Source organism: Pedobacter sp. AW31-3R, assembly GCF_052180285.1.
Taxonomy (GTDB): Bacteria; Bacteroidota; Bacteroidia; order Sphingobacteriales; family Sphingobacteriaceae; genus Pedobacter.
Window position 1 is genome coordinate 5,767,320 of sequence record NZ_CP197475.1, and the last position, 20,299, is coordinate 5,787,618.

The 20,299-nt window shown below is 41.3% G+C and carries 13 protein-coding genes; 5 read left to right on the forward strand and 8 right to left on the reverse strand.

The genetic code is table 11. The annotated features are described in order from the left end of the window. Nucleotides 1-5 precede the first annotated feature (5 nt). Nucleotides 6-3,197 (forward strand): efflux RND transporter permease subunit, encoded by a 3,192-nt coding sequence (locus tag ACSBL2_RS23580; protein WP_442589007.1) that lies wholly within the window; start codon nt 6-8, stop codon nt 3,195-3,197. Between the two features lie 123 nt (nt 3,198-3,320). After that, entirely contained in the window at nt 3,321-4,109 is a 789-nt protein-coding gene (locus ACSBL2_RS23585; RefSeq protein ID WP_442589008.1) for a hypothetical protein, read from the forward strand. Nucleotides 4,110-4,250: 141 nt separating this feature from the next. Here ACSBL2_RS23585 and lpdA read toward each other — a convergent pair whose 3' ends face one another. The 3 genes from lpdA to ACSBL2_RS23600 form a co-directional block, all read right to left on the reverse strand. Next, a complete protein-coding gene (gene lpdA, locus ACSBL2_RS23590) occupies nt 4,251-5,657 on the reverse strand; it encodes a dihydrolipoyl dehydrogenase (protein WP_442589009.1) in 1,407 nt (468 codons plus the stop codon). Nucleotides 5,658-5,787: 130 nt separating this feature from the next. Then, nucleotides 5,788-7,458, reverse strand: a complete 1,671-nt coding sequence (locus tag ACSBL2_RS23595) for an ArnT family glycosyltransferase (RefSeq protein ID WP_442589010.1) — start codon at nt 7,456-7,458, stop codon at nt 5,788-5,790. Between the two features lie 31 nt (nt 7,459-7,489). After that, entirely contained in the window at nt 7,490-7,936 is a 447-nt protein-coding gene (locus ACSBL2_RS23600) for a GtrA family protein (protein ID WP_442589011.1), read from the reverse strand. Between the two features lie 150 nt (nt 7,937-8,086). Between ACSBL2_RS23600 and ACSBL2_RS23605 the strand changes: the two genes are divergently transcribed. The 3 genes from ACSBL2_RS23605 to ACSBL2_RS23615 all read left to right on the forward strand — a co-directional run bounded on the left by ACSBL2_RS23605 (nt 8,087) and on the right by ACSBL2_RS23615 (nt 12,652). Beyond that, on the forward strand, nt 8,087-9,964 hold the full coding sequence (locus ACSBL2_RS23605; protein WP_442589012.1) for a CocE/NonD family hydrolase: 1,878 nt from the start codon (nt 8,087-8,089) through the stop codon (nt 9,962-9,964). A gap of 76 nt (nt 9,965-10,040) precedes the next feature. Further along, a complete protein-coding gene (locus tag ACSBL2_RS23610; protein WP_442589013.1) occupies nt 10,041-11,702 on the forward strand; it encodes a M1 family metallopeptidase in 1,662 nt (553 codons plus the stop codon). Nucleotides 11,703-11,917: 215 nt separating this feature from the next. Further along, nucleotides 11,918-12,652 (forward strand): head GIN domain-containing protein, encoded by a 735-nt coding sequence (locus tag ACSBL2_RS23615; RefSeq protein WP_442589014.1) that lies wholly within the window; start codon nt 11,918-11,920, stop codon nt 12,650-12,652. Nucleotides 12,653-12,780: 128 nt separating this feature from the next. Here ACSBL2_RS23615 and ACSBL2_RS23620 read toward each other — a convergent pair whose 3' ends face one another. The 5 genes from ACSBL2_RS23620 to ACSBL2_RS23640 all read right to left on the reverse strand — a co-directional run bounded on the left by ACSBL2_RS23620 (nt 12,781) and on the right by ACSBL2_RS23640 (nt 20,238). Next, the gene (locus tag ACSBL2_RS23620) at nt 12,781-13,638 is read right to left on the reverse strand and encodes a hypothetical protein (RefSeq protein ID WP_442589015.1); all 858 of its coding nucleotides are present in this window, start codon (nt 13,636-13,638) and stop codon (nt 12,781-12,783) included. A 245-nt stretch (nt 13,639-13,883) separates the two neighbouring features. Next, nucleotides 13,884-15,113 carry a 2-oxoglutarate dehydrogenase complex dihydrolipoyllysine-residue succinyltransferase gene (gene odhB, locus ACSBL2_RS23625; RefSeq protein ID WP_442589016.1) on the reverse strand — a complete coding sequence of 410 codons (1,230 nt, stop codon included), beginning with the start codon at nt 15,111-15,113 and terminating at the stop codon, nt 13,884-13,886. Nucleotides 15,114-15,137: 24 nt separating this feature from the next. Then, nucleotides 15,138-17,933: a 2-oxoglutarate dehydrogenase E1 component gene (locus tag ACSBL2_RS23630; protein WP_442589017.1), complete on the reverse strand. Its 2,796-nt coding sequence runs from the start codon at nt 17,931-17,933 to the stop codon at nt 15,138-15,140. A gap of 54 nt (nt 17,934-17,987) precedes the next feature. Continuing rightward, nucleotides 17,988-18,866 (reverse strand): MerR family transcriptional regulator, encoded by an 879-nt coding sequence (locus ACSBL2_RS23635; RefSeq protein ID WP_442589018.1) that lies wholly within the window; start codon nt 18,864-18,866, stop codon nt 17,988-17,990. Between the two features lie 103 nt (nt 18,867-18,969). After that, complete coding sequence (locus tag ACSBL2_RS23640; RefSeq protein WP_442589019.1) at nt 18,970-20,238, reverse strand: DASH family cryptochrome; 1,269 nt, start codon at nt 20,236-20,238, stop codon at nt 18,970-18,972. Nucleotides 20,239-20,299: the final 61 nt, after the last annotated feature.

A 20,299-nucleotide genomic window follows, 5' to 3' on the forward strand; every position in this document is an offset into this window, starting at 1 on the left:
TATAGATGAAATTAACAGAAATATCAATCAAACGGCCTTCGCTTGTCATCGTAGTATTTACCGTACTTACTTTGCTGGGACTATTGAGCTACTTCTCCCTAAGTTATGAGTTGCTGCCTAAGTTCTCCAACAATGTGGTTTCCATATCTACGATTTACCCCGGAGCTTCACCCAGTGAGGTTGAAAATACCGTTACCAAGAAAATTGAAGATGCGGTGTCTTCAATGGAAAATATTAAAAAGCTGAATGCGGTATCTTACGAAAGTTTATCCACAGTGACCATTACGCTGAATGATAAAGCCAATGTGGATCTTTCCTTAAATGAGGCTCAGCGTAAGGTAAATGCTATACTGGCCGATTTACCCGAAGAAGTAAAACCACCATCCCTAGCCAAATTCTCGTTAGACGATTTACCGGTAATTACCATGTCGGCTTCCGCAAAAATGGATGACGCCTCTTTTTATGACCTGATTGATAAGCGTATTGCTCCCATCATATCACGCGTCACAGGTGTGGCCCAGGTAAATCTTGTTGGTGGACAGGAAAGAGAAATTGAAGTTGCACTGGATGCCAACAAACTGCAAGGTTACGGCCTTTCGGTGCCACAGGTACAGCAGTCTATTTTAACATCCAATCTGGACTTCCCTACGGGTAGCGTAAAAACCCAGGACCAGGATATCCTGATCCGTTTATCGGGTAAATACAAAGATGTTGATGAGTTACGTAACCTTGTGGTAAGTACAGGTAAAGACGGTGCCCAGATCCGTTTATCCGACGTAGCAGACGTACGTGATACCCAGAAGGAGGTGGAGAAACTGGCTCGTATTGACCGTAAAGGGGCTATTGCCATTCAGATTATTAAACAATCAGATGCCAATGCTGTAGAAGTAAGTAAAGGTGTTCACCTGATTATCGAAAAGCTGGAGAAGGACTATAAAGCCAATGAGCTGAAAATGATTATTGCGAATGACAGTTCCATCTTCACCCTGGAATCTGCCGATGCTGTTATCCATGATTTGATTCTCGCTATTATCCTCGTAGCCGTAGTGATGCTTTTCTTCCTTCACAGTTTAAGGAATGCACTGATTGTAATGGTTTCCATTCCAGCTTCGCTGATTGCAACCTTTATAGGAATGAGTGTATTCGGTTTTACCTTAAACCTCATGTCCTTACTGGGACTATCACTGGTGGTAGGTATCCTTGTGGATGATGCCATTGTGGTATTGGAGAATATTTACCGCCATATGGAGATGGGTAAGAATAAGGTACGTGCGGCATATGATGCAACAAGTGAAATTGGCTTTACTGTTGTTTCCATTACCCTCGTAATTGTGGTGGTGTTTTTCCCTATTGCCATTAGTACCGGACTGGTATCAAATATCCTGAGACAGTTTTGTGTGGTGGTAATTATTGCCACGATGCTTTCCCTGTTAACTTCATTTACTATAGTTCCCCTTTTATCGTCACGTTTCGGTAAACTGGAAAAAATAGAAGGTAAAAATGTATTTGGCCGTTTTATCTTATGGTTTGAAAATCAGCTTCGCAAATTCACGATCTGGATTACAGGTATTTTAACCTGGTCCCTAGCCAATAAATGGAAAACTATTTTACTCGTGCTGGTACTTTTCATTGGTTCATGCGGCCTCATCCCAGCAGGATATGTGGGAACAGAGTTTTTCCCTAAGAGTGATAAGGGAGAATTTCTGGTTCAAATAGAATTACCAAAAGATGCATCGATAGAGCAGACCAACCTCACCACACAAAAAGCTGAGGCTTTTCTGACCAAAAAGGATGAGATCATACAATTAATCACAACTGTAGGACAATCGAGTGGTGATTTTGGAGGAACTCAGGCGACAGCCTATAAATCAGAGATCAATGTAAAGCTGGTACCCCGTAATGAACGTGCGGATAATTCAAGTATCTATGCCACTAAGGTGAGCCGTGAGCTGGCGAAATACCTGGTAGGTGCAAAAGTAAAAACAGTACCGATCAGTATTCTGGGTATCGCTGAGAATGCCCCCATTGAACTTGTAGTGATGGGCTCAGACCTGGACAGTGCCATGAAATATGCCGAGGGAGCCAAAGCAGTCCTTGCCCAGATCAAAGGTTCTGCAGAACTTAAATTATCTGTGGAAAGTGGTAGTCCTGAAATTAATGTACAGGTAGACCGTGATAAAATGGCTGCTCTGGGCTTAACGCTGCAAACTGTTGGGGCAACCATGCAGACGGCCTTTAGCGGTAATACCGATGGGAAATTCCGCCGGGGCGAATACGAATATGATATCAATATCCGTTACCAGACCTTTAACCGTAAGAATATAGATGATGTAAGGAACCTTATTTTTGTCAACACTGACGGAAAACAGATCAAGCTTTCCCAATTCGCGGAAATCAAAGAAGGATCAGGGCCAAGTCAGCTGGAACGCCGTGATAAAAGTACTTCAGTATCTGTCAAAGCGCAATCAATTGGTCGCCCAACAGGAGATATCGTCACCGAATTCCAGGAAAAACTGGATAAGCTGGAAGAGGAAGGTAAATTAAAGAAACCTGTTGGCGTAAGTTATGTATGGGCAGGTGATCAGGAGAATCAGGGAGAAGGATTCGGAACTTTAGGAATTGCTTTACTGGCATCAATTATTTTGGTCTACCTGATTATGGTTGCCCTGTATGACAGTTTTGTTTATCCGTTTGTGGTGATGTTCTCCATTCCTTTATCTGTTATCGGAGCCCTACTTGCACTCGCCTTAACCAACAATGCCCTGAATATATTTACTATTCTGGGATTGATCATGCTCATCGGACTGGTAGCGAAAAATGCGATTATTCTGGTCGATTTTACCAACCAGATGAAAGCGGAAGGCAAAACAACCCATGAAGCCCTTATTCTGGCTAACCATGCACGTTTAAGGCCTATTCTGATGACTACCATCGCCATGGTGATTGGGATGATGCCAATTGCCCTTGCAGGCGGTGCAGGTGCGGAATGGAAAAATGGATTGGCATGGGTAATTATAGGAGGGCTATTGAGTTCATTGTTCCTTACCCTAATTGTCGTACCTGTGATGTACCAGATCTTCGACCGTATACTGGATCGTTTAGGGTTCAACAAAAAAGGAATTACCATGGCAGAATTAATGGTTCAACCTTACGACCATAAGGATGTCCATGAATATGACCTGGGCGATAAGCACTAAAATCTGTTTAACTACCAAATATTTTAAAAAGGAACCGGAAATGGTTCCTTTTTTGCTTATTATTAACCTATCAATCAGGTAATCAGATTTTTTATGGTCCCGAAATACTTATTTCTAAGCTTCATGCTGACAATTCCATTTATTGCAAATGCCCAGCATCCTCCAGTCTTTGAAGGAATGGCAACAGACACTTCTTATATTGTTGCTGGTGATTTAAATATCAACCTGATAAAATATAGCCACGGCGATCCCGAAATCCATTTCCTTACCATACATGACAATGAAGATACCGGTGTGAAAGCCGCATTCCAGTTTATCAACGTCAATGGAGGTTCTATAGTTGATTGTCAGTATGGTGGTGTCAGAAATTACAAGTTCATTTACAATGAACAAACCTATCAGTTAGATCCGAATAGCATTTATACAAAAAGGGGCATTAAACTGGGGCTTGAAAAATACGGCCCTTCCAGTGAGGAAGTGATTCTGGAGATGGAAAAAGCAGGAAAAACCATCATGAACCACTACAATCCGGCAATGCATGGATATATCTTCACCTTACATAACAATGGTGATGGCGGCTTCGGCATCAGAAGTTACCTCAAAGGATATGAACTGGAAAGTGCCGCAGACTCCGTACACATTAACTTTGAGATGGATCCTGACGATATGGTTCTGGTGACAGAATTGGACCTGTTTAACCGTTTAAAAAAAGCCAATGTGAATGTTGTTTTACAATCGAAAGATGCGCCTGACGATGGTTCACTTTCTATTTATGCCATGCAGAACAAGATCCCCTATCTGAATGTAGAAGTACAGCATGGCCACCTGGATGAAAACCTGAACCTGATTAATATCTGTGCAGGCATGGTTTCGGAACTCTATCCCCCACCATTAAAAAAAGCTGAAAACTAATAGCGGTGCCATCTCATTTTACGAATGGCAAAGAGATATCAACATCACAAGGAATAAAAAACCCGGATTCACGATCGTGAATCCGGGTTTTTGTATTTAATGGGCTAAAAATAACAGATTTATTTCAACACCCGACAAAGCTTACATGTGTATCGCTCTATTTTCTGTCGCAGCCATTGCTGCTTCCTTAAATGCTTCCGTATAGGTTGGGTGCGCATGGCAGATTCTCGCAATATCCTCAGCCGACGCACGGAATTCCATGGCAACAACAGCCTCTGCAATCATATCTGCAGCACGTGGGCCAATCATGTGCACACCCAGGATCTCGTCCGTTGCCGCATCAGAAAGTACTTTTACAAAACCATCCGTATCCATACTTGCTTTGGCACGTCCGCTTGCTTTAAATGGAAATGATCCTGCTTTATATTTGGTTCCTTTTTCTTTCAATTGCTCTTCAGTATAACCAACTGACGCCACTTCAGGCCAGGTATATACCACTCCTGGAATAAGGTTATAGTTGATATGTGGTTTTTGTCCCGCAATGGTCTCTGCCACGTATACCCCTTCATCTTCGGCCTTATGTGCAAGCATAGCACCAGCTACCACATCTCCAATTGCATATACACCTGGAACACTGGTCTCCAGATGTGCATTTACAGGAATCTTGTTGCCACGCTCTTCAGTTTTAATACCGATGTTTTCTAATCCAAGTCCTTCGGTATAAGCCGTACGGCCTACAGCAACAATACAGTAATCAGCTTCCATGGAAACTTCTTCACCTTTTGCATTTTGTGCAGTTACAGTAACTGTTTTTCCTTTGGTAGTCGCTCCGGTAACTTTATGTCCCATATAGAACTCCATACCAAGGGATTTTTTCAATACCCTTTGCAATTCTTTTCCAAGACCAGCGTCCATGGTCGCGATAATAGAAGGCAGAAATTCAATAACAGAAACTTTTGTACCCAAACGCGCATAGACAGAGCCCAATTCCAAACCAATCACACCACCACCGATCACGACCATTGTTTTTGGTACCTCAGTAATATTAAGGGCTTCAGTAGAAGTGATGATGCGTTTTTTATCTACCGGCAAAAATGGTAACGCTGTTGGTTTTGATCCGGAAGCAATCACCACATTTTTTGCCGTAATTTGCTCTGCCGTACCATCAGCCTTTGTTATTTTTATCGTGTTTTTATCTACAAAAGAACCTACACCTTCAAAGCTGTCTATTTTATTCTTTTTGAAGAGGTAAACAATACCTGCAGTATTCTGTGCAACGACATCATTCTTACGTGCAATCATTTGCGGCATATTTACCTTTAAACTTTTAAGGTCGATACCATGTGTAGTGAATGTGTGCGCAGCATTATGATAATGCTCTGAAGAATCCAGAAGTGCTTTTGAAGGAATACAACCTACATTTAGGCAAGTACCTCCAAAAGTTTTATATTTTTCTATAACTGCAGTTTTCAAGCCTAATTGTGCACATCTGATTGCACTTACATACCCACCAGGACCAGAACCAATAATAACGACGTCGTATTGCATATTTGATTTTTTTGTTGAGCAAAGTTAATAAACCTCAATAAATATATGGCATCGGATAAAGCCTTTATTGATAGTTGTTTTTAATCTGAATGATAACTATTTCTAATCAATAACTGAGCAGTTCAGACAGTTAATACACTTCAACCACTTCATTTATGGTGAGTGTCTCTTCTCTTGTCTTGTGATTCAGGAATTTCCCTTTGACCATGGTGATACGGTAACTCGGAAAGGCATGTAATCTTTTCACCCGGAGGTTTTGCGTACCAATCAGCTGATCAATATTTTCTTTTTCTCCATAGAGTAAATAAGGCTGTTGAGGCAGTAATTTTTCTTCTCCATCCCTGTAAAAATACACAGGTGCGTGGGTATAATACTCCAGGGGGTAACCGAATGCAATTCTGGTTTGTACCACAGGCAGGTTTCTGCTGTTATGTGCATTGATCCAGAAGGCGGCTTCACTGTCTGCCTGATATTTCAACAGTCCCGGATAATAGGCCAGGTTAAAGTATAGGTTAACAAAAAAAGCGACCGCACTTATCTGCAGGAAAATTCTGAACCGTCCATGATCTCCTTTGTAAGAAACCAGAATAAACAATATCACAGGAACGAGCAGCAGGAGTACCTTAATCACGTTCAGGTTATCCGGACGGAAAAAGTAGTGAAGCGCAGCCACAAGCAGCACCATAATGGCACCCACAACGAGCTGAACAATTCTGATCACCTTTATGGATTTCACTTCTTTGATACCGCAAATGTATTGTGCACAAAGAATAGAGAAAAATGGAAATACAATCGTAATATAAAACGGAAGCTGGAACTTTGAAACAGAGAAAATAAATAAGGTAAGCAAGGCTCCGGAAATACAATACCATTCCGCCTGTGCCGGCTGTTTAAAGTTCTTCCGGAAAAACTGAAAAATGGCAGCATACAACAGCAATGCCCAGGGCAGATAAGCCCACAATATGGTATGTAAAAAGAAAGTAGGATCACCACTTGCCTTTTTTATAGGCCCTGTATTGAAGAAACGACCAAACTGGCTATCCCAAAAAAAGAATTTAACTCCCGAAACGCCGGTACGCCCGAAAACAAGCTTCTCAGGGTGTATATCAAACTGAATATAGAGCGTATATATTTCCGGAGTAACGAAAATAAGAATTAGTACGAATGCCATTACCCACCTGAAGTTAAACACCATTTTCCAGTCCTTCTTAATCAGCAACTCCCCTGCAACCGCCCCTCCTATCGGAATTAAAGCAAAAATTCCCTTGGTCATTACTGCACAGGCAGCAAACACACTGGCCAACAGCAAAGGAAAGAACCATTTCCCCCCGAGCGACCGATAAAAATAATACACACTGCCCATAATAAGCCCCGTGAGGTAAGGCTCAGCCCGCACATCCATATTATTAATCACAATATGCTGGGAGGTAAGCAGGATGAGAACGGCCCATAATCCCACCTCAGGACGATATAAATGCTTCGCAAGCCGATAGGTATACCAGGCAGCCATGAGGACAAATAGAATACCCGGAAGTTTATATGACCAGTTATGTACACCAAATATCTTGAAGGATAGGGCTGTGATCCAAAATGGGAAATGCGGCTTATCCAGCCAATCCTTGCCCTGTACAAACAGATCTGCAAAGTTATTCTGATGTGCCATTGTTTTGGCAATGGAAGCATACAATGCTGCGTCAGGCCCCATAATGGTGACAAACAATCCGCTAAAATTTAATAATACGGCTAAGCCAATAAAAAGATATAGCCATTGTTTTCGCTGATCAGATAATACTTCTTGCATAGAGGAATGGAGAGTTTGGTGAATACCTTGATTAAGATAGGGGTTTGTTTGCCGAAGACCTGAAGACAAAGAAGTAGTTTGCACTGAAATTCCAAAAGAATACGATGAATATTGCAGCTGCTTTACTCAGGTAGAAATTCAGCAGTAACACGTTATCAAGCAAATAAATAATTCCGGAGTTCAACAGCAAACCAATTACTGAAACAGTAACAAAAGCAGTAAACTGTGGCCCGGCTTTAGCCTTATTCCCTTTGAAGGTCCAATTCCTGTTGATCAGGTAATTGCTGATGACTGCAGCTGAAAAACCAATTGCATTCGCCACAAACTTATTGAGATGCAGTTCATCTTTAAAAAGCCAGGTAAGTGCGAAATCGATAATGAGCCCCGAAAACCCCGTAATACCGAATTTAATAACCGCCATCAGCCTATCCGGGAACAATGATGAAACAGATGAAAAGCTATATTTTTTATCGCCCATAAGGTATTTTATCAATCGGGGACAAAGGTACAAGGATTCATTAGAATATAATTGAATTTTTAGTGCAAAGATTTTAGGATACAAAAAGCAGCTTCTTAAGAAAAAAGCAGCGATATCCCCTATATTTATAGTCTATTAATATTATTTCCTATGGTCACTCGCTTTAAATTGTTGTGCATAGCATTATTATCGCTCACAACGGGTTATTCATCGTCTGCGCAGGTTACTGATTCTGCTTTTGTGCGCGACAATTACACTAAAATTGAAAGAAATATCACCATGCGTGATGGAGTTAAACTCTTTACCGCTATTTATATTCCAAAAAACAAGGATAAAAAGTATCCTTTTATGATTAACCGCACACCTTATACCAGTTATCCCTATGGGGAAAATAAGTATAAGCTTAGTTTAGGCCCGTCTTCCCTGTTTCTGAAAGAAGGTTTCATCTTTGTTTACCAGGACGTACGTGGAAAATGGATGAGTGAAGGTGAATATGAAGACATCAGACCCCATATAGCCAACAAAAAAAGTAAAAAAGATATAGATGAAAGTTCGGATACTTATGATACGATTGAGTGGCTGGTCAAAAATATTCCGGGGAACAATGGTAAGGCGGGTATTTATGGGATCTCCTATCCCGGTTTCTACTCCACCGCAGCATTACCGGGAGCACATCAAGCACTTAAAGCCGTGTCACCGCAGGCACCTGTAACAGACTGGTTTTTGGGAGATGACTTTCACCATAATGGTGCACTCATGCTCTCCGACGCCTTTAATTTTTATTCCACCTTTGGGGTACCCCGCCCGAAACCCATTACACCTGACAAAGGCCCGAAAGGAATTAACTTCCCTATCAAAGACAACTACAGATTTTTCCTGAGTTTGGGTGCCCTGAAAAATGTGAAAGAAAAATATTTTGGAGATACCATCAGATTCTGGAATGACCTGATGGCCCATGGCAACTACGATGAATTCTGGAAACAGAGAAATATACGCCCCCATTTAACAAATGTAAAACCGGCAGTGCTGGTGGTTGGTGGTTTTTTTGATGCTGAAGATGCCTATGGTACCTTCCACACCTATAAAGCCATAGAAGACCAGAATCCCAAAGTGAACAATAAACTGGTCATGGGTCCTTGGTTTCACGGCGGATGGTCAAGATCAGACGGTTCCAGTTTTGGCGATATCGGATTTGACCAACCTACCAGTACCTGGTATCAGGAAAAAGTAGAATTTCCATTTTTTATGCAATACCTGAAAGATGCTGCGCCGGCAGATCTTGCTGAAGCCACTATATTTATTACAGGGAGCAATCAATGGAAAAATTTCAGTAAATGGCCACCAAAGGACATAGCGTCCAGAACGCTGTATTTCCATGAAAATGGAAAGTTAGATTTCAGTGCACCAACAGGCAGCAACAGTTATGATGAATATGTCAGCGATCCTAACCATCCGGTGCCTTATCAGGATGGTGTACAGGAAAGAAGGACACGTGAGTATATGATCGACGATCAGCGCTTTGCAGCACGCAGGCCGGATGTTAAAGTATATGAGACCGAAACACTGACTGAAGACATCACCCTCACAGGGCCTTTACTGGCAAAACTCGCTGTATCTACTACAGGTACTGATGCCGATTATGTGCTAAAACTTATCGATGTCTATCCCGAAGATGCCCCTGCCTCTCTGGTGAATCCCAAAGTCATTATGGGCGGTTATGAAATGCTGGTCCGCGGAGAAATCATGCGTGGTAAATTCCGTAACAGCTTTGAGCACCCTGAACCCTTTGTTCCGGGACAGGTTACACAGGTGAATTTTACCCTGCCAGATGTAGCGCATACCTTTAAAAAAGGCCATAAAATCATGATCCAGGTGCAAAATTCATGGTTCCCCCTGGCAGACAGGAATCCACAGCAATTTATGGATATCTACCATGCCGGGGACAAGGATTTCCAGAAAGCTACACACCGCATTTATCATGATCAGGCAAATACCTCATCACTTACTGTCACCGTATTGAAACCCTAACGATATCCCACTTATCCTTCAGCCGAAAATCATCATGCTTCCGACTAAAGGGTATACAGAAATAAAGCAGCCCCAAATGAAAAGAATTTTTAGCAGCGTAATCTGTTTATTGCTACTGATCTCTGTTGCGCAAGCGCAACTGTTACAGAAAAAACCTGCATTTACACGAGCCGATACCCTGAGAGGGATGTTAACTCCTCTGCGTAGTTGTTATGACCTGAACTATTACCACCTTGATGTGAAGATTGACATCGATCAAAAGTTTATTAGTGGCAGTAATGAATTTAATTTCACTGCCACAGAAGATTTCAGTTTACTGCAATTTGATCTCTTCAGCAACCTCAAAGTGGAAAAGGTCATCCATAAAAACAAGGAACTTCCCTTCAAAAGAGAATTTAATGCCGTCTTCGTCACCTTTCCCGAGACCATTAAGAAAGGAACAAAGGATAAATTCACCGTTTACTATTCCGGGAATCCTGTGATTGCACGCAGACCACCCTGGGACGGAGGTTTTATTTTCAGTAAGGATAAATCCGGAAATCCATGGGTATCTGTGGCCTGCCAGGGCTTTGGCGCAAGCTGCTGGTGGCCGAATAAAGATCACCAAAGTGATGAAGTGGACAGTGTGCTGATCAGCATCAGCGTCCCCAAAGGTCTGCAGGAAATTTCCAATGGCCGTTTACGCAGTCAGACAGCGCGTTCTGATGGTTATACACAATTCAACTGGTTTGTCAGCAATCCCATCAACAATTATACTGTTACGTTTTATATTGGAAAGTACACACACTGGACGGATACATTTAAAGGAGAAAAAGGCAACCTTAGCCTGGATTTCTGGTCGCTCAAAGAAGACAGTACACAAGCCCGGCCACATTGGGATGCCGATGTTAAGCCCATGCTAAAAAGCTTTGAACATTGGTTTGGCCCTTATCCATTTTATGAAGATGGGTATAAACTGGTACAGGCACCACATTTGGGCATGGAGCATCAGAGTGCTGTTGCCTACGGAAATGAATTTAAAATGGGATACCTCGGAGAAGATCTTTCCTATTCCGGATGGGGACTGAAATTTGATTACATTACCATACATGAGAGTGGCCATGAATGGTTCGGTAACAATATTACCACTAAGGATATAGCAGACATGTGGGTACATGAAAGTTTTACCGACTATTCTGAAGCCTTATTTACAGAATCACAGCATGGAAAAGATGCGGCCTCCGCCTACGTAATAGGTTTGCGTGCAAATATCTCCAATGATATTCCTATTATCGGCCCTTACGATGTCAACAAAGAAGGCTCCGGTGATATGTATTATAAAGGAGCCAATATGGTGCACACCATCCGGCAGTTGATCAATAACGACGAAAAATTCAGGGATATCTTACGGGGACTGAATAGAACCTTTTACCATCAGACCGTAACTACTGCACAAATAGAGAATTATATTGCTGTCCAAAGTGGATTAAAGCTCGATAAAATCTTCGATCAGTATCTTCGGACAATAAAAATCCCGGTACTCTCTTATCAAATAAAAGATGGAAAACTCTCCTACCGCTGGAAAAACACCGTAAATGGTTTTGACATGCCAGTAAAGGTGATGCTGAAAAAAGACTCCTACACACTCATTAAACCAGGTGCTGTAATAAAAACGATCAGTATTGACAAGGACATCAGCGAAAAGAATTTCAAAGCTGACCCCAACTATTACATAGAATTGAAAAAAGAGGACTACTAGATGCAACTTTTCTATTGTTCAGGTGTCTTGTTATAAAAAAAATGGAACCATCATAAGCCTACCGCTTACAAACAGCAATGAATAGGCACATGATAGCTTCATCACCTTTAAAAAGAAAATATTCACTGATGAAACCATCATAAGCTTACCGCCTACAAACCGTAATGAATAAGCTTATGATCGCTTCATCACCTTTAAAAAACAATTATATTCTGATGAAAAAACTAAATACACTTCTCCTGCTGGTACTGATGAGCATGTATCACATTGCCAGCGCAAAAGAACCTGTAAGGACTGGAAATGCTTCCCTCCTTCAGGAAGAAAAACCGACGGGTAGTTTTAAAGGAATTGCTGGCGGCGGACCAATAAACATTAAAGTAACTTTAGGCAATAAAGAGGCTATTCGTCTGGAAGGCGACCAGGATGCTATTGATGATCTGGTCACCGAAGTTGAAAAAGGTGTCTTAATCATCAGGCCGAGTACAAGAAAATGGAATGACTGGTCAAGACGCCACAAAAATGCCCGGGTAACCGCTTACATCACAGCAAAAAAACTAACTTCCCTAACCATGAGTGGCTCTGGAAGCCTGACTGTCGAAAATACCATCAGCACAGCTGAACTCGTAGCCACCCTTAGCGGTTCAGGAAATATCAAAGCAGCAGCAAACTGTAAATCATTTGTAGGGGTAATCAGCGGCTCAGGATCATTGAATGTTCAGGGTCAGGCTAACGAATCCAATTTGACCATCAGCGGTTCAGGCAACTTCGCCGGAAAAAGCTTCTCAGTAGATCACCTCTCTGCACAGATCAGTGGTTCTGCATCTATCTATATTCGTGCACAGAAAAGCATTGAAGCAGTCATCAGCGGATCGGGTAATATTTTGTATACCGGTGATGCGACAATAACCAAAACCATTATAGGATCAGGAAGAATAAAGAAAGTATTATAATACCCTATATAATAAATAGTTCATTTTCTATATACCGCTATAAAAAAAGACGTTTAATTTTCTGGTCCTATTTGCATGAACTGTAAAAAGGATTGAAAAATTAAACGTCTTTTTTCTGAAGTCTAATACTAAAACTGAAAACCTACAGCAAAGAAATTCTCTATGTAATTGATGTTTTGTCTGGCTTTATCATAATCATTCCGACCGGTAGTATGTATACGTGTTAATTTTGTTGTGCCCACTTTCGTTGTATTCTGGATATACCATCCTTTAGTGAGATAAAACTTTAATCCCGCCTTTGCAGAAACACCATATCCAGCAACATTAAAGTAGTTATTCTGCCCGACACCAAACAAACGTACATCGGTTCTAGGAACAATCAGTCCGACACCCAGACCAGTCTCCAGCGTCAATGAGGTTTTCTGTGAAGGAGCCACCCAGATATCATCATAACGTTCCACTTCGATATTAGCATAGTTGAAACCATCCGTATGTTCAAAAGTCAGCATATCAGCCTTCACATCAATCATTTCGCCATTATACGTTCCGGCATAATCCCCGGTAGGAATCCCGGGCGTAGAAATCTCCGGATCAATATAACCGGTAATGGATACACGTTGAGGAATATCCATGACATATTTCATGTGGTCCCAACCGATAGATATACTGTAATTGTCTGAGATAAAATAACCTACACGAAGGTTATATTGAGGAATAGATAACTTGCCGGGATCAAGATACTCCCAGCCCATCTTTGACTGCCTATCATGCGCAACCACATCTTTCAGGGTAAAATCATAACCAGGCCCCTTAAAATTAATGTCACTTTTTCCATACCAGGAATGGTTATAGCCCCAGTGTACATAAAAATCTCCCTTTCGGGAGAAATTCCTCTTTATCTCATTTGAAAACAAACTTTTTCCGATGTGGAGCGTTTGACCGGACTGGTCTGAATTATCCTGTGCTTTTGTATTTTCAGTTATCAAAAGAACAAGTAATAAGAACAATAATAAGTACTTTTTTTTCACCCCGCAAAAGTACTAAAAAAGCATGTTTAAACGCTTAGTTCTCATTATATGACTTCAAAATGTCTATTTTCCAAAAATCAGAAGATCAAATACAAAAAAGACAGGCATCAAAAAAGCCCAAACATTTTTAAGGATGTTTGGGCTTTTTAAAAGGTTGGTCAGTCTGAAAATTTTAAGCCGTTTCCAAAACCTGACATTGAATGTTAAACACCCAGCAATAAACGTGCAGGATCTTCCAGCAATTGTTTTACCCTTACCAGGAATCCAACAGACTCTCTTCCATCGATGATCCTGTGATCATAAGATAGGGCGAGGTACATCATCGGACGGACAACCACTTCGCCTTTAATTGCGATAGGGCGTTCAATAATATTGTGCATCCCCAATATGGCTGACTGAGGTGCGTTAATAATTGGGGTAGACATCATGGAACCGAAAACACCACCGTTGGTAATGGTAAAAGTACCGCCTGTCATTTCTTCAATTGTCAATTTGCTGTCGCGTGCTTTGGTAGCCAATTCGATCACAGATTTCTCAATTTGTGCCAGACTAAGGCTTTCTGCATTTCTGATAATTGGCACTACCAATCCTTTAGGAGCAGAAACAGCGATAGAGATATCTACAAAATCATTAAATACCACAGCATCCCCATCGATACGGGCATTCACTGCAGGAAAATCTTTCATCGCCTCACAAACGGCTTTGGTAAAGAAGCTCATGAACCCTAAACCAACACCATGTTTCTCCTTGAATTTATCCTTATATTTTCCGCGAAGGTCCATAATAGGCTTCATATCTACCTCGTTAAAGGTAGTCAGCATAGCTGTTTCATTTTTCACTGCTACGAGACGTTTGGCAACAGTCTTACGTAAAGGAGACATTTTTTCCCTGCGTTCATTTCTTGCACCAGCTACAACCGGGGCAGCTGCAGGAGCAGGAGATGATGCTTTAGCAGGAGCAGCAGCAGGTTTTTCTGCTTTCAGTGCATCCTCTTTCGTGATCCTTCCGTCAACACCAGAACCTTTTACAGCACCGGCATCAACACCTTTTTCGGCAAGTATTTTACCCGCTGCAGGAGATGGTGTACCGGTAGCATAACTTTCGCCATTTTTTTCTGCAACAGGGGCTGCTGATTTATCCTCTGCCACTACTGCTTTTTCAGCTGCAGGTGCTTCATCTTTAGCTTTTGGTGCTGCACCGCCATCTTCAATACTGCAAACAACGGCACCGATAGGTAAGGTATCCCCTTCATTTGCTACTATTTTCAAAGTTCCAGCTTGTTCAGCAGTTAACTCAAAAGTTGCTTTATCAGACTCTAATTCGGCAATCACTTCATCCATTTCTACTGCCTCACCATCATTTTTCACCCAACGTGACAAAACAACTTCGGTAATTGACTCTCCTACTGGCGGAACTTTTATTTCTAGACCCATAACTGATTTATTATATTTATTCTATTAATCTACATTATAAACTTTACTCACTGATTTTTTAGCAATCTTCTTCTCTTCTTCCGTAACGGGAGTTTCAAAAGACTTTGCTAAAATATAAGCCTGCTGATCAGCATGTTGTTTCGCAAAACCTGATGCTGTACTGCTGCTTTCTTTTCTTGATATCACTTCCATGGCACTGAAAGCTGTTTTTCTGGTTTTACGCAGTAAGTAAGGCCAAGCCCCCATGTTTTCAGGTTCTTCCTGAACCCAAATGGCCTCTTTTGCATTTTTATAGCGTTTGTATATGGTTTCCATCTGATCGAGCGGAGTTGGGTACAATTGTTCCACACGTACAATAGCAACGGCATGATTGTTATCTTTTTGTTGTTTTTCCAACAGTTCATAATAGATTTTACCACTGCAGAACAACACTCTTTTTACTTCTGCTGCTTTTACATTGGTATCATCAATCACTTCACGGAACTTCCCTTCAGTAAACTCCTCTAATTTTGAAACACATGCAGGATGGCGCAACAAGCTTTTCGGCGTGAATACCACCAATGGTTTTCTGAACTCACGTTTAAACTGGCGGCGGATAGCATGAAAAAAGTTAGCCGGGGTCGTACAATTGGTTACCTGCATGTTATAATCTGCACAAAGCTCCATAAAGCGCTCAATCCTTGCAGAAGAGTGCTCAGGTCCCTGTCCCTCATAACCATGTGGCAATAACATCACCAATCCGTTTGCACGCTGCCATTTTGTTTCTGCACTGGCAATGTACTGGTCTACCACAATCTGTGCTCCATTAAAGAAATCACCAAACTGGGCTTCCCATATCGTCAATGCATTCGGGTTTGCCATGGCATAACCATATTCAAATCCCAAAACGCCATATTCAGATAAATGGGAGTTATACACATCAAATGGAGCCTGCTGATCAGAAAGGTTAGACAGCGGAGTATACTCCTCTTCTGAATCCTCCAGGGTAACTACGGCATGGCGGTGAGAGAATGTTCCTCTTTTCACGTCCTGTCCACTTAAACGAACCCTTTTACCTTCTGAAAGCAAGGTAGCATAAGCCATTTGCTCGCCCATGGCCCAGTCAAAGACATGGGTTGAAACCGCCATTTTATTCCGTTCAGCAAACAGCTTTTCAATCTTCTTGAAAAACTTCTTGCCTTCGGGTAAAGTACTGATACGCTTTGCAATTTCCAACAGTGTAGTTTTCTTTACAGAAGTATCAGGTGAAACCTTAAAGTCATCTGCATTGGCCAGGCGAAGATCAGCCCATGCACCGGCAAATTTCACATCCCTGTAAGTAGAAGTAAGTTCTTTCGCCTCATTTAACCGCTCCTGTAAAATACCCCGGAATTCTGCTTCCAGTTCTTTGGCCAGACTGGCTTCCAGTTTACCCTCACCTATCAGTTGTTTGATATAGATATCTCTTGGGTTAGCATGTTTTTCAATGAGTTTATACAATACCGGCTGTGTAAATTTCGGTTCATCAGCCTCATTATGACCAAATCTGCGGTAACACAGGATATCAATAAACACATCATTTTTATATTTCTGGCGGTATTCCATGGCCAGGTTAATGGCATACACCAGGGCTTCCACATCATCTCCATTCACGTGGAATACAGGCGATAAAGTTACCTTGGCAATATCAGTACAATACGTACTGGTACGTCCGTCTTTATAGTTTGTGGTAAAACCTACCTGGTTATTGATCACCAGGTGAATTGTTCCTCCTGTTTTATATCCGTCCAGGCCTGCCATCTGTATCACTTCATACACAATACCCTGTCCTGCAACAGAAGCATCACCATGAATCAGGATAGGGGCAATACGTGAATTATCACCACCATATTTGAAATCAATTTTTGAACGGGTCATCCCTTCTACCACTCCATTAACTGTTTCCAGGTGGGAAGGGTTAGGGCAAAGACTCAGGTGAACATTTTTTCCATCATTGGTCGTTACATCTGTAGAATAACCCAAATGATATTTCACATCCCCACCGAAAGGTGAATCCGCGCTGTACCCTTTACCTTCAAACTCCGCAAAGATATCCTTATAAGTTTTCTGCATGATATTGGCTAAGACGTTTAAGCGTCCACGGTGAGCCATACCAATCACAAACTCCTCAATCCCAATCGCAGCACCTTTTTCAATCACAGAATCCAGTGCAGGAATTAATGCTTCGGCACCTTCCAAGGAAAAACGTTTCTGTCCCAGGAACTTCGTTCCCAGAAAATTCTCAAAACTTACCGCTTCATTCAATTTTTTCAGGATACGTCTTTTCTCATCAATAGAGAAGTTAGGGGTATTCTGAACACTCTCCATCTTATGCTCAATCCATCCCAGAACTTCAGGATTACGGACAAACTTATATTCTGCTCCGATAGATCTGCAGTAAGTCTTTTTCAGAAAAGCAACAATATCACTTAATTTTGCTGCCCCGATCCCGATTTGTACACCTGCATTGAAAACAGTATCCAGATCTGCATCACTTAACTTAAAATTTTCCAGGTCAAGTGTAGGTAAATGGTGACGCCTTTCCCTTACCGGATTGGTTTGCGTAAACAAATGCCCGCGCTGGCGGTATCCGTTAATCAGGTTTAGCACATTTACTTCTTTTAAAAATTGTTCAGGGGTCCCTTCACTAACTGCCGAAGCATCAGCCCCACGTCCAAAATCAAAGCCTTCAAAGAATTTCTGCCATCCAAATTCAACCGCATTTGGGTCTTGTTTGTAAGTTTGGTATATAGAATCGACGTAATCGGCACTTTCGCCGTTGAGATAAGATAAATTATCCATTGTTTAAGAATTGGTATAAGTATGGCAAAATTAGGATTTTACCTTATAAAACAGTTATAATTCTTCAAGAAATTCAACAATATCGCAAACGTTTTTCAAAGGTTTCAAACCATCCTGAACGAGAATATCAAATTCAGAGATCAGACTGCCGGCAACCAGCAAAGGAACATTCACATGATTCATCAATTTTGCTATTATTTTATTCACACTCTTACCCAGGTTTAAGGAAGTAAGAACAATAAACGCATAATCCGGCTTATACGATGCAATCACGCGTTCGATATCATTGTACGGAATCTCCTGTCCAAGGTACAGGGTATCCATTCCACATTTCTTCAGCAAATACCGTGCAAATAATAATCCTGTTTCATGCATTTCCGTCTCCGGAAGAAACAACAGGAACCTTTTGGCATCATCCTTCTGTGGTTTGACTACTTTATCAATTTCAACAATAATCCTGTCACGGATTAAATTGGAAGCAAAATGTTCATGGGAGGGATCAAGCGTTCCCGTTTGCCACAGCATACCAACCCTTTTCATAAAGGGAAAAAGTACCGTATCCATGGTTTTAGTAAGTCCCATTTCGTCAATACAGCCTGCAAGGATAGAAGCAAAAGCAATCTCATCATACTTTAATGTAGCTTCTGAAAGCCCCAGCAACTGGATAGAATCATTACTCCATTTCGACTGCAGCTGCAATACGATATCAGTAATGTGCTTCTTGCTCATTTTGGCAATACGGCTGATCTTAAAACCGTTTGAATTCAATGCGACAATATTCAACAGCAGCTTAAGGTCCTCTTCATCATAATATCTGATGTTGGTGGAGGTCCGCTTTCCTGGAACTATATTGTATCGCAATTCCCAGGCCCTTAAAGTATGTGCTTTTATGCCTATAAGGCCTTCGATATCACTGATTGAGAATTTTTTCAAAGTATTCTAACAACAAAAGTTAAACAAAATTGTTTGGTGAAACATTTTTGTCGAACATAATAAAAATTAAGCATACTCTACATCAGAAAAGAATATTCTGTAATTAAATCGAAACAGCCAAGGGGTTGTTTGCCTCTGTTACAAGTATTTTCAGGTGTTTATCTAAATCAAATATACTTTTGGAAAGTGTACTCTTACCCCCATCTGCAACTATAGCCCAATTGCCCCAGTTACTCGCAGGTGAATAGTCAATTAGTGCCTCTTCAAAATAAATCGCCCCATCCATCCATTTAACTTTCATTACATGGATCAGGTAAGTAGCCACCAGTAGTCTAGCCTGATGTGAAATAAATCCGGACGCATTCAGCTCCTTCATATACAAATCAACCGTAGCATTCTCTGTACGGCCGCTCTTCCACTTTTGAAGCTGTAAAATTTCCCGCTCCTGATTGTATGTACTTTCTATAGCAATGCCTTCCTCTTTCAGAAAATTACCATTATGTTTTTTAAACATAAACCTGAAATAATCCCTCCAAAGCAATCCAAGAACCAGCTGATTAAAATTTGCATTCAAGCCAAACTGACGCTCGGCCTCTTTTATTGCCCAGTATACCTTACGGGGCGATAAACAGCCCAAGGCCAGCCAGGGGGAAAGAGCAGAAGAATAGCGGGGCTTAATTCCTTGCGACCTATTGCTGACTTTAGCGTAGATGTCGGCACCTTCCCTGAATAGTTCATCCAGATGAATAAGACCTTCCTGCTCGCCTCCGCATCTTCCATCAGACTGATTCATGTGATATTCCGGTAATACACCCCAGTCATCAGCCTCAGTAAAAACAATAGCCTCAGGAACCGGAAAACACTCTTTTACAATTGCATCCCGCTCCGTTTTCTTTTTAAACTGAGCAAAAACATCAGGAATATCTTTTATTGGAAACGGGAGGTCTTCTTTATTGTACAGGGTATGACCAACAAAATGTTTGAGGTTAACCTTAATCTTCCACAGGGCATCTTCAACATTTGAAGAAATCACAGTTTCTTTTGTCGCCACTTCCCTATGGTGATAAACCTCAGCAATATCATACTGCTCTACCAGCTGAGGTAAATGATCTTCAGGTTTACCTTCAATAATTAAAAGGTTCCCCCCAGATTTTATTAATGACTCTCTTAAGGCACCCACACTTTCTATTAAAAACTGAACCCTGTTATTTCCGGGCTGGATTTTATGATCTTCAGTGAATTCGTAATAACGCGGATCAAAGAAATAAACAGGCAGGATACTATCAGATTTGGCAATTGCTTCTACCAGCATCTCATTGTCATGTAACCGCAGATCGTTCCGAAACCAAACAAGTACTTTCCTCAATTTCATTAAGTTTATAATGGTGTATGTGAATAGAATTCAAAAATATAGCATTTTTTTTCCAGGAACT

Bases quoted from the DNA above. Each gene is read 5' to 3' on its own strand.
- ACSBL2_RS23605 (WP_442589012.1), top strand. From the start codon at position 8,087: ATGGTCACTCGCTTTAAATTGTTGTGCATAGCATTATTATCGCTCACA.
- ACSBL2_RS23585 (WP_442589008.1), top strand. From the start codon at position 3,321: ATGCTGACAATTCCATTTATTGCAAATGCCCAGCATCCTCCAGTCTTT.
- ACSBL2_RS23640 (WP_442589019.1), bottom strand. From the start codon at position 20,238: ATGAAATTGAGGAAAGTACTTGTTTGGTTTCGGAACGATCTGCGGTTA.
- ACSBL2_RS23600 (WP_442589011.1), bottom strand. From the start codon at position 7,936: ATGGGCGATAAAAAATATAGCTTTTCATCTGTTTCATCATTGTTCCCG.
- lpdA (WP_442589009.1), bottom strand. From the start codon at position 5,657: ATGCAATACGACGTCGTTATTATTGGTTCTGGTCCTGGTGGGTATGTA.
- odhB (WP_442589016.1), bottom strand. From the start codon at position 15,113: ATGGGTCTAGAAATAAAAGTTCCGCCAGTAGGAGAGTCAATTACCGAA.
- ACSBL2_RS23580 (WP_442589007.1), top strand. From the start codon at position 6: ATGAAATTAACAGAAATATCAATCAAACGGCCTTCGCTTGTCATCGTA.
- ACSBL2_RS23630 (WP_442589017.1), bottom strand. From the start codon at position 17,933: ATGGATAATTTATCTTATCTCAACGGCGAAAGTGCCGATTACGTCGAT.
- ACSBL2_RS23615 (WP_442589014.1), top strand. From the start codon at position 11,918: ATGAAAAAACTAAATACACTTCTCCTGCTGGTACTGATGAGCATGTAT.
- ACSBL2_RS23595 (WP_442589010.1), bottom strand. From the start codon at position 7,458: ATGCAAGAAGTATTATCTGATCAGCGAAAACAATGGCTATATCTTTTT.
- ACSBL2_RS23610 (WP_442589013.1), top strand. From the start codon at position 10,041: ATGAAAAGAATTTTTAGCAGCGTAATCTGTTTATTGCTACTGATCTCT.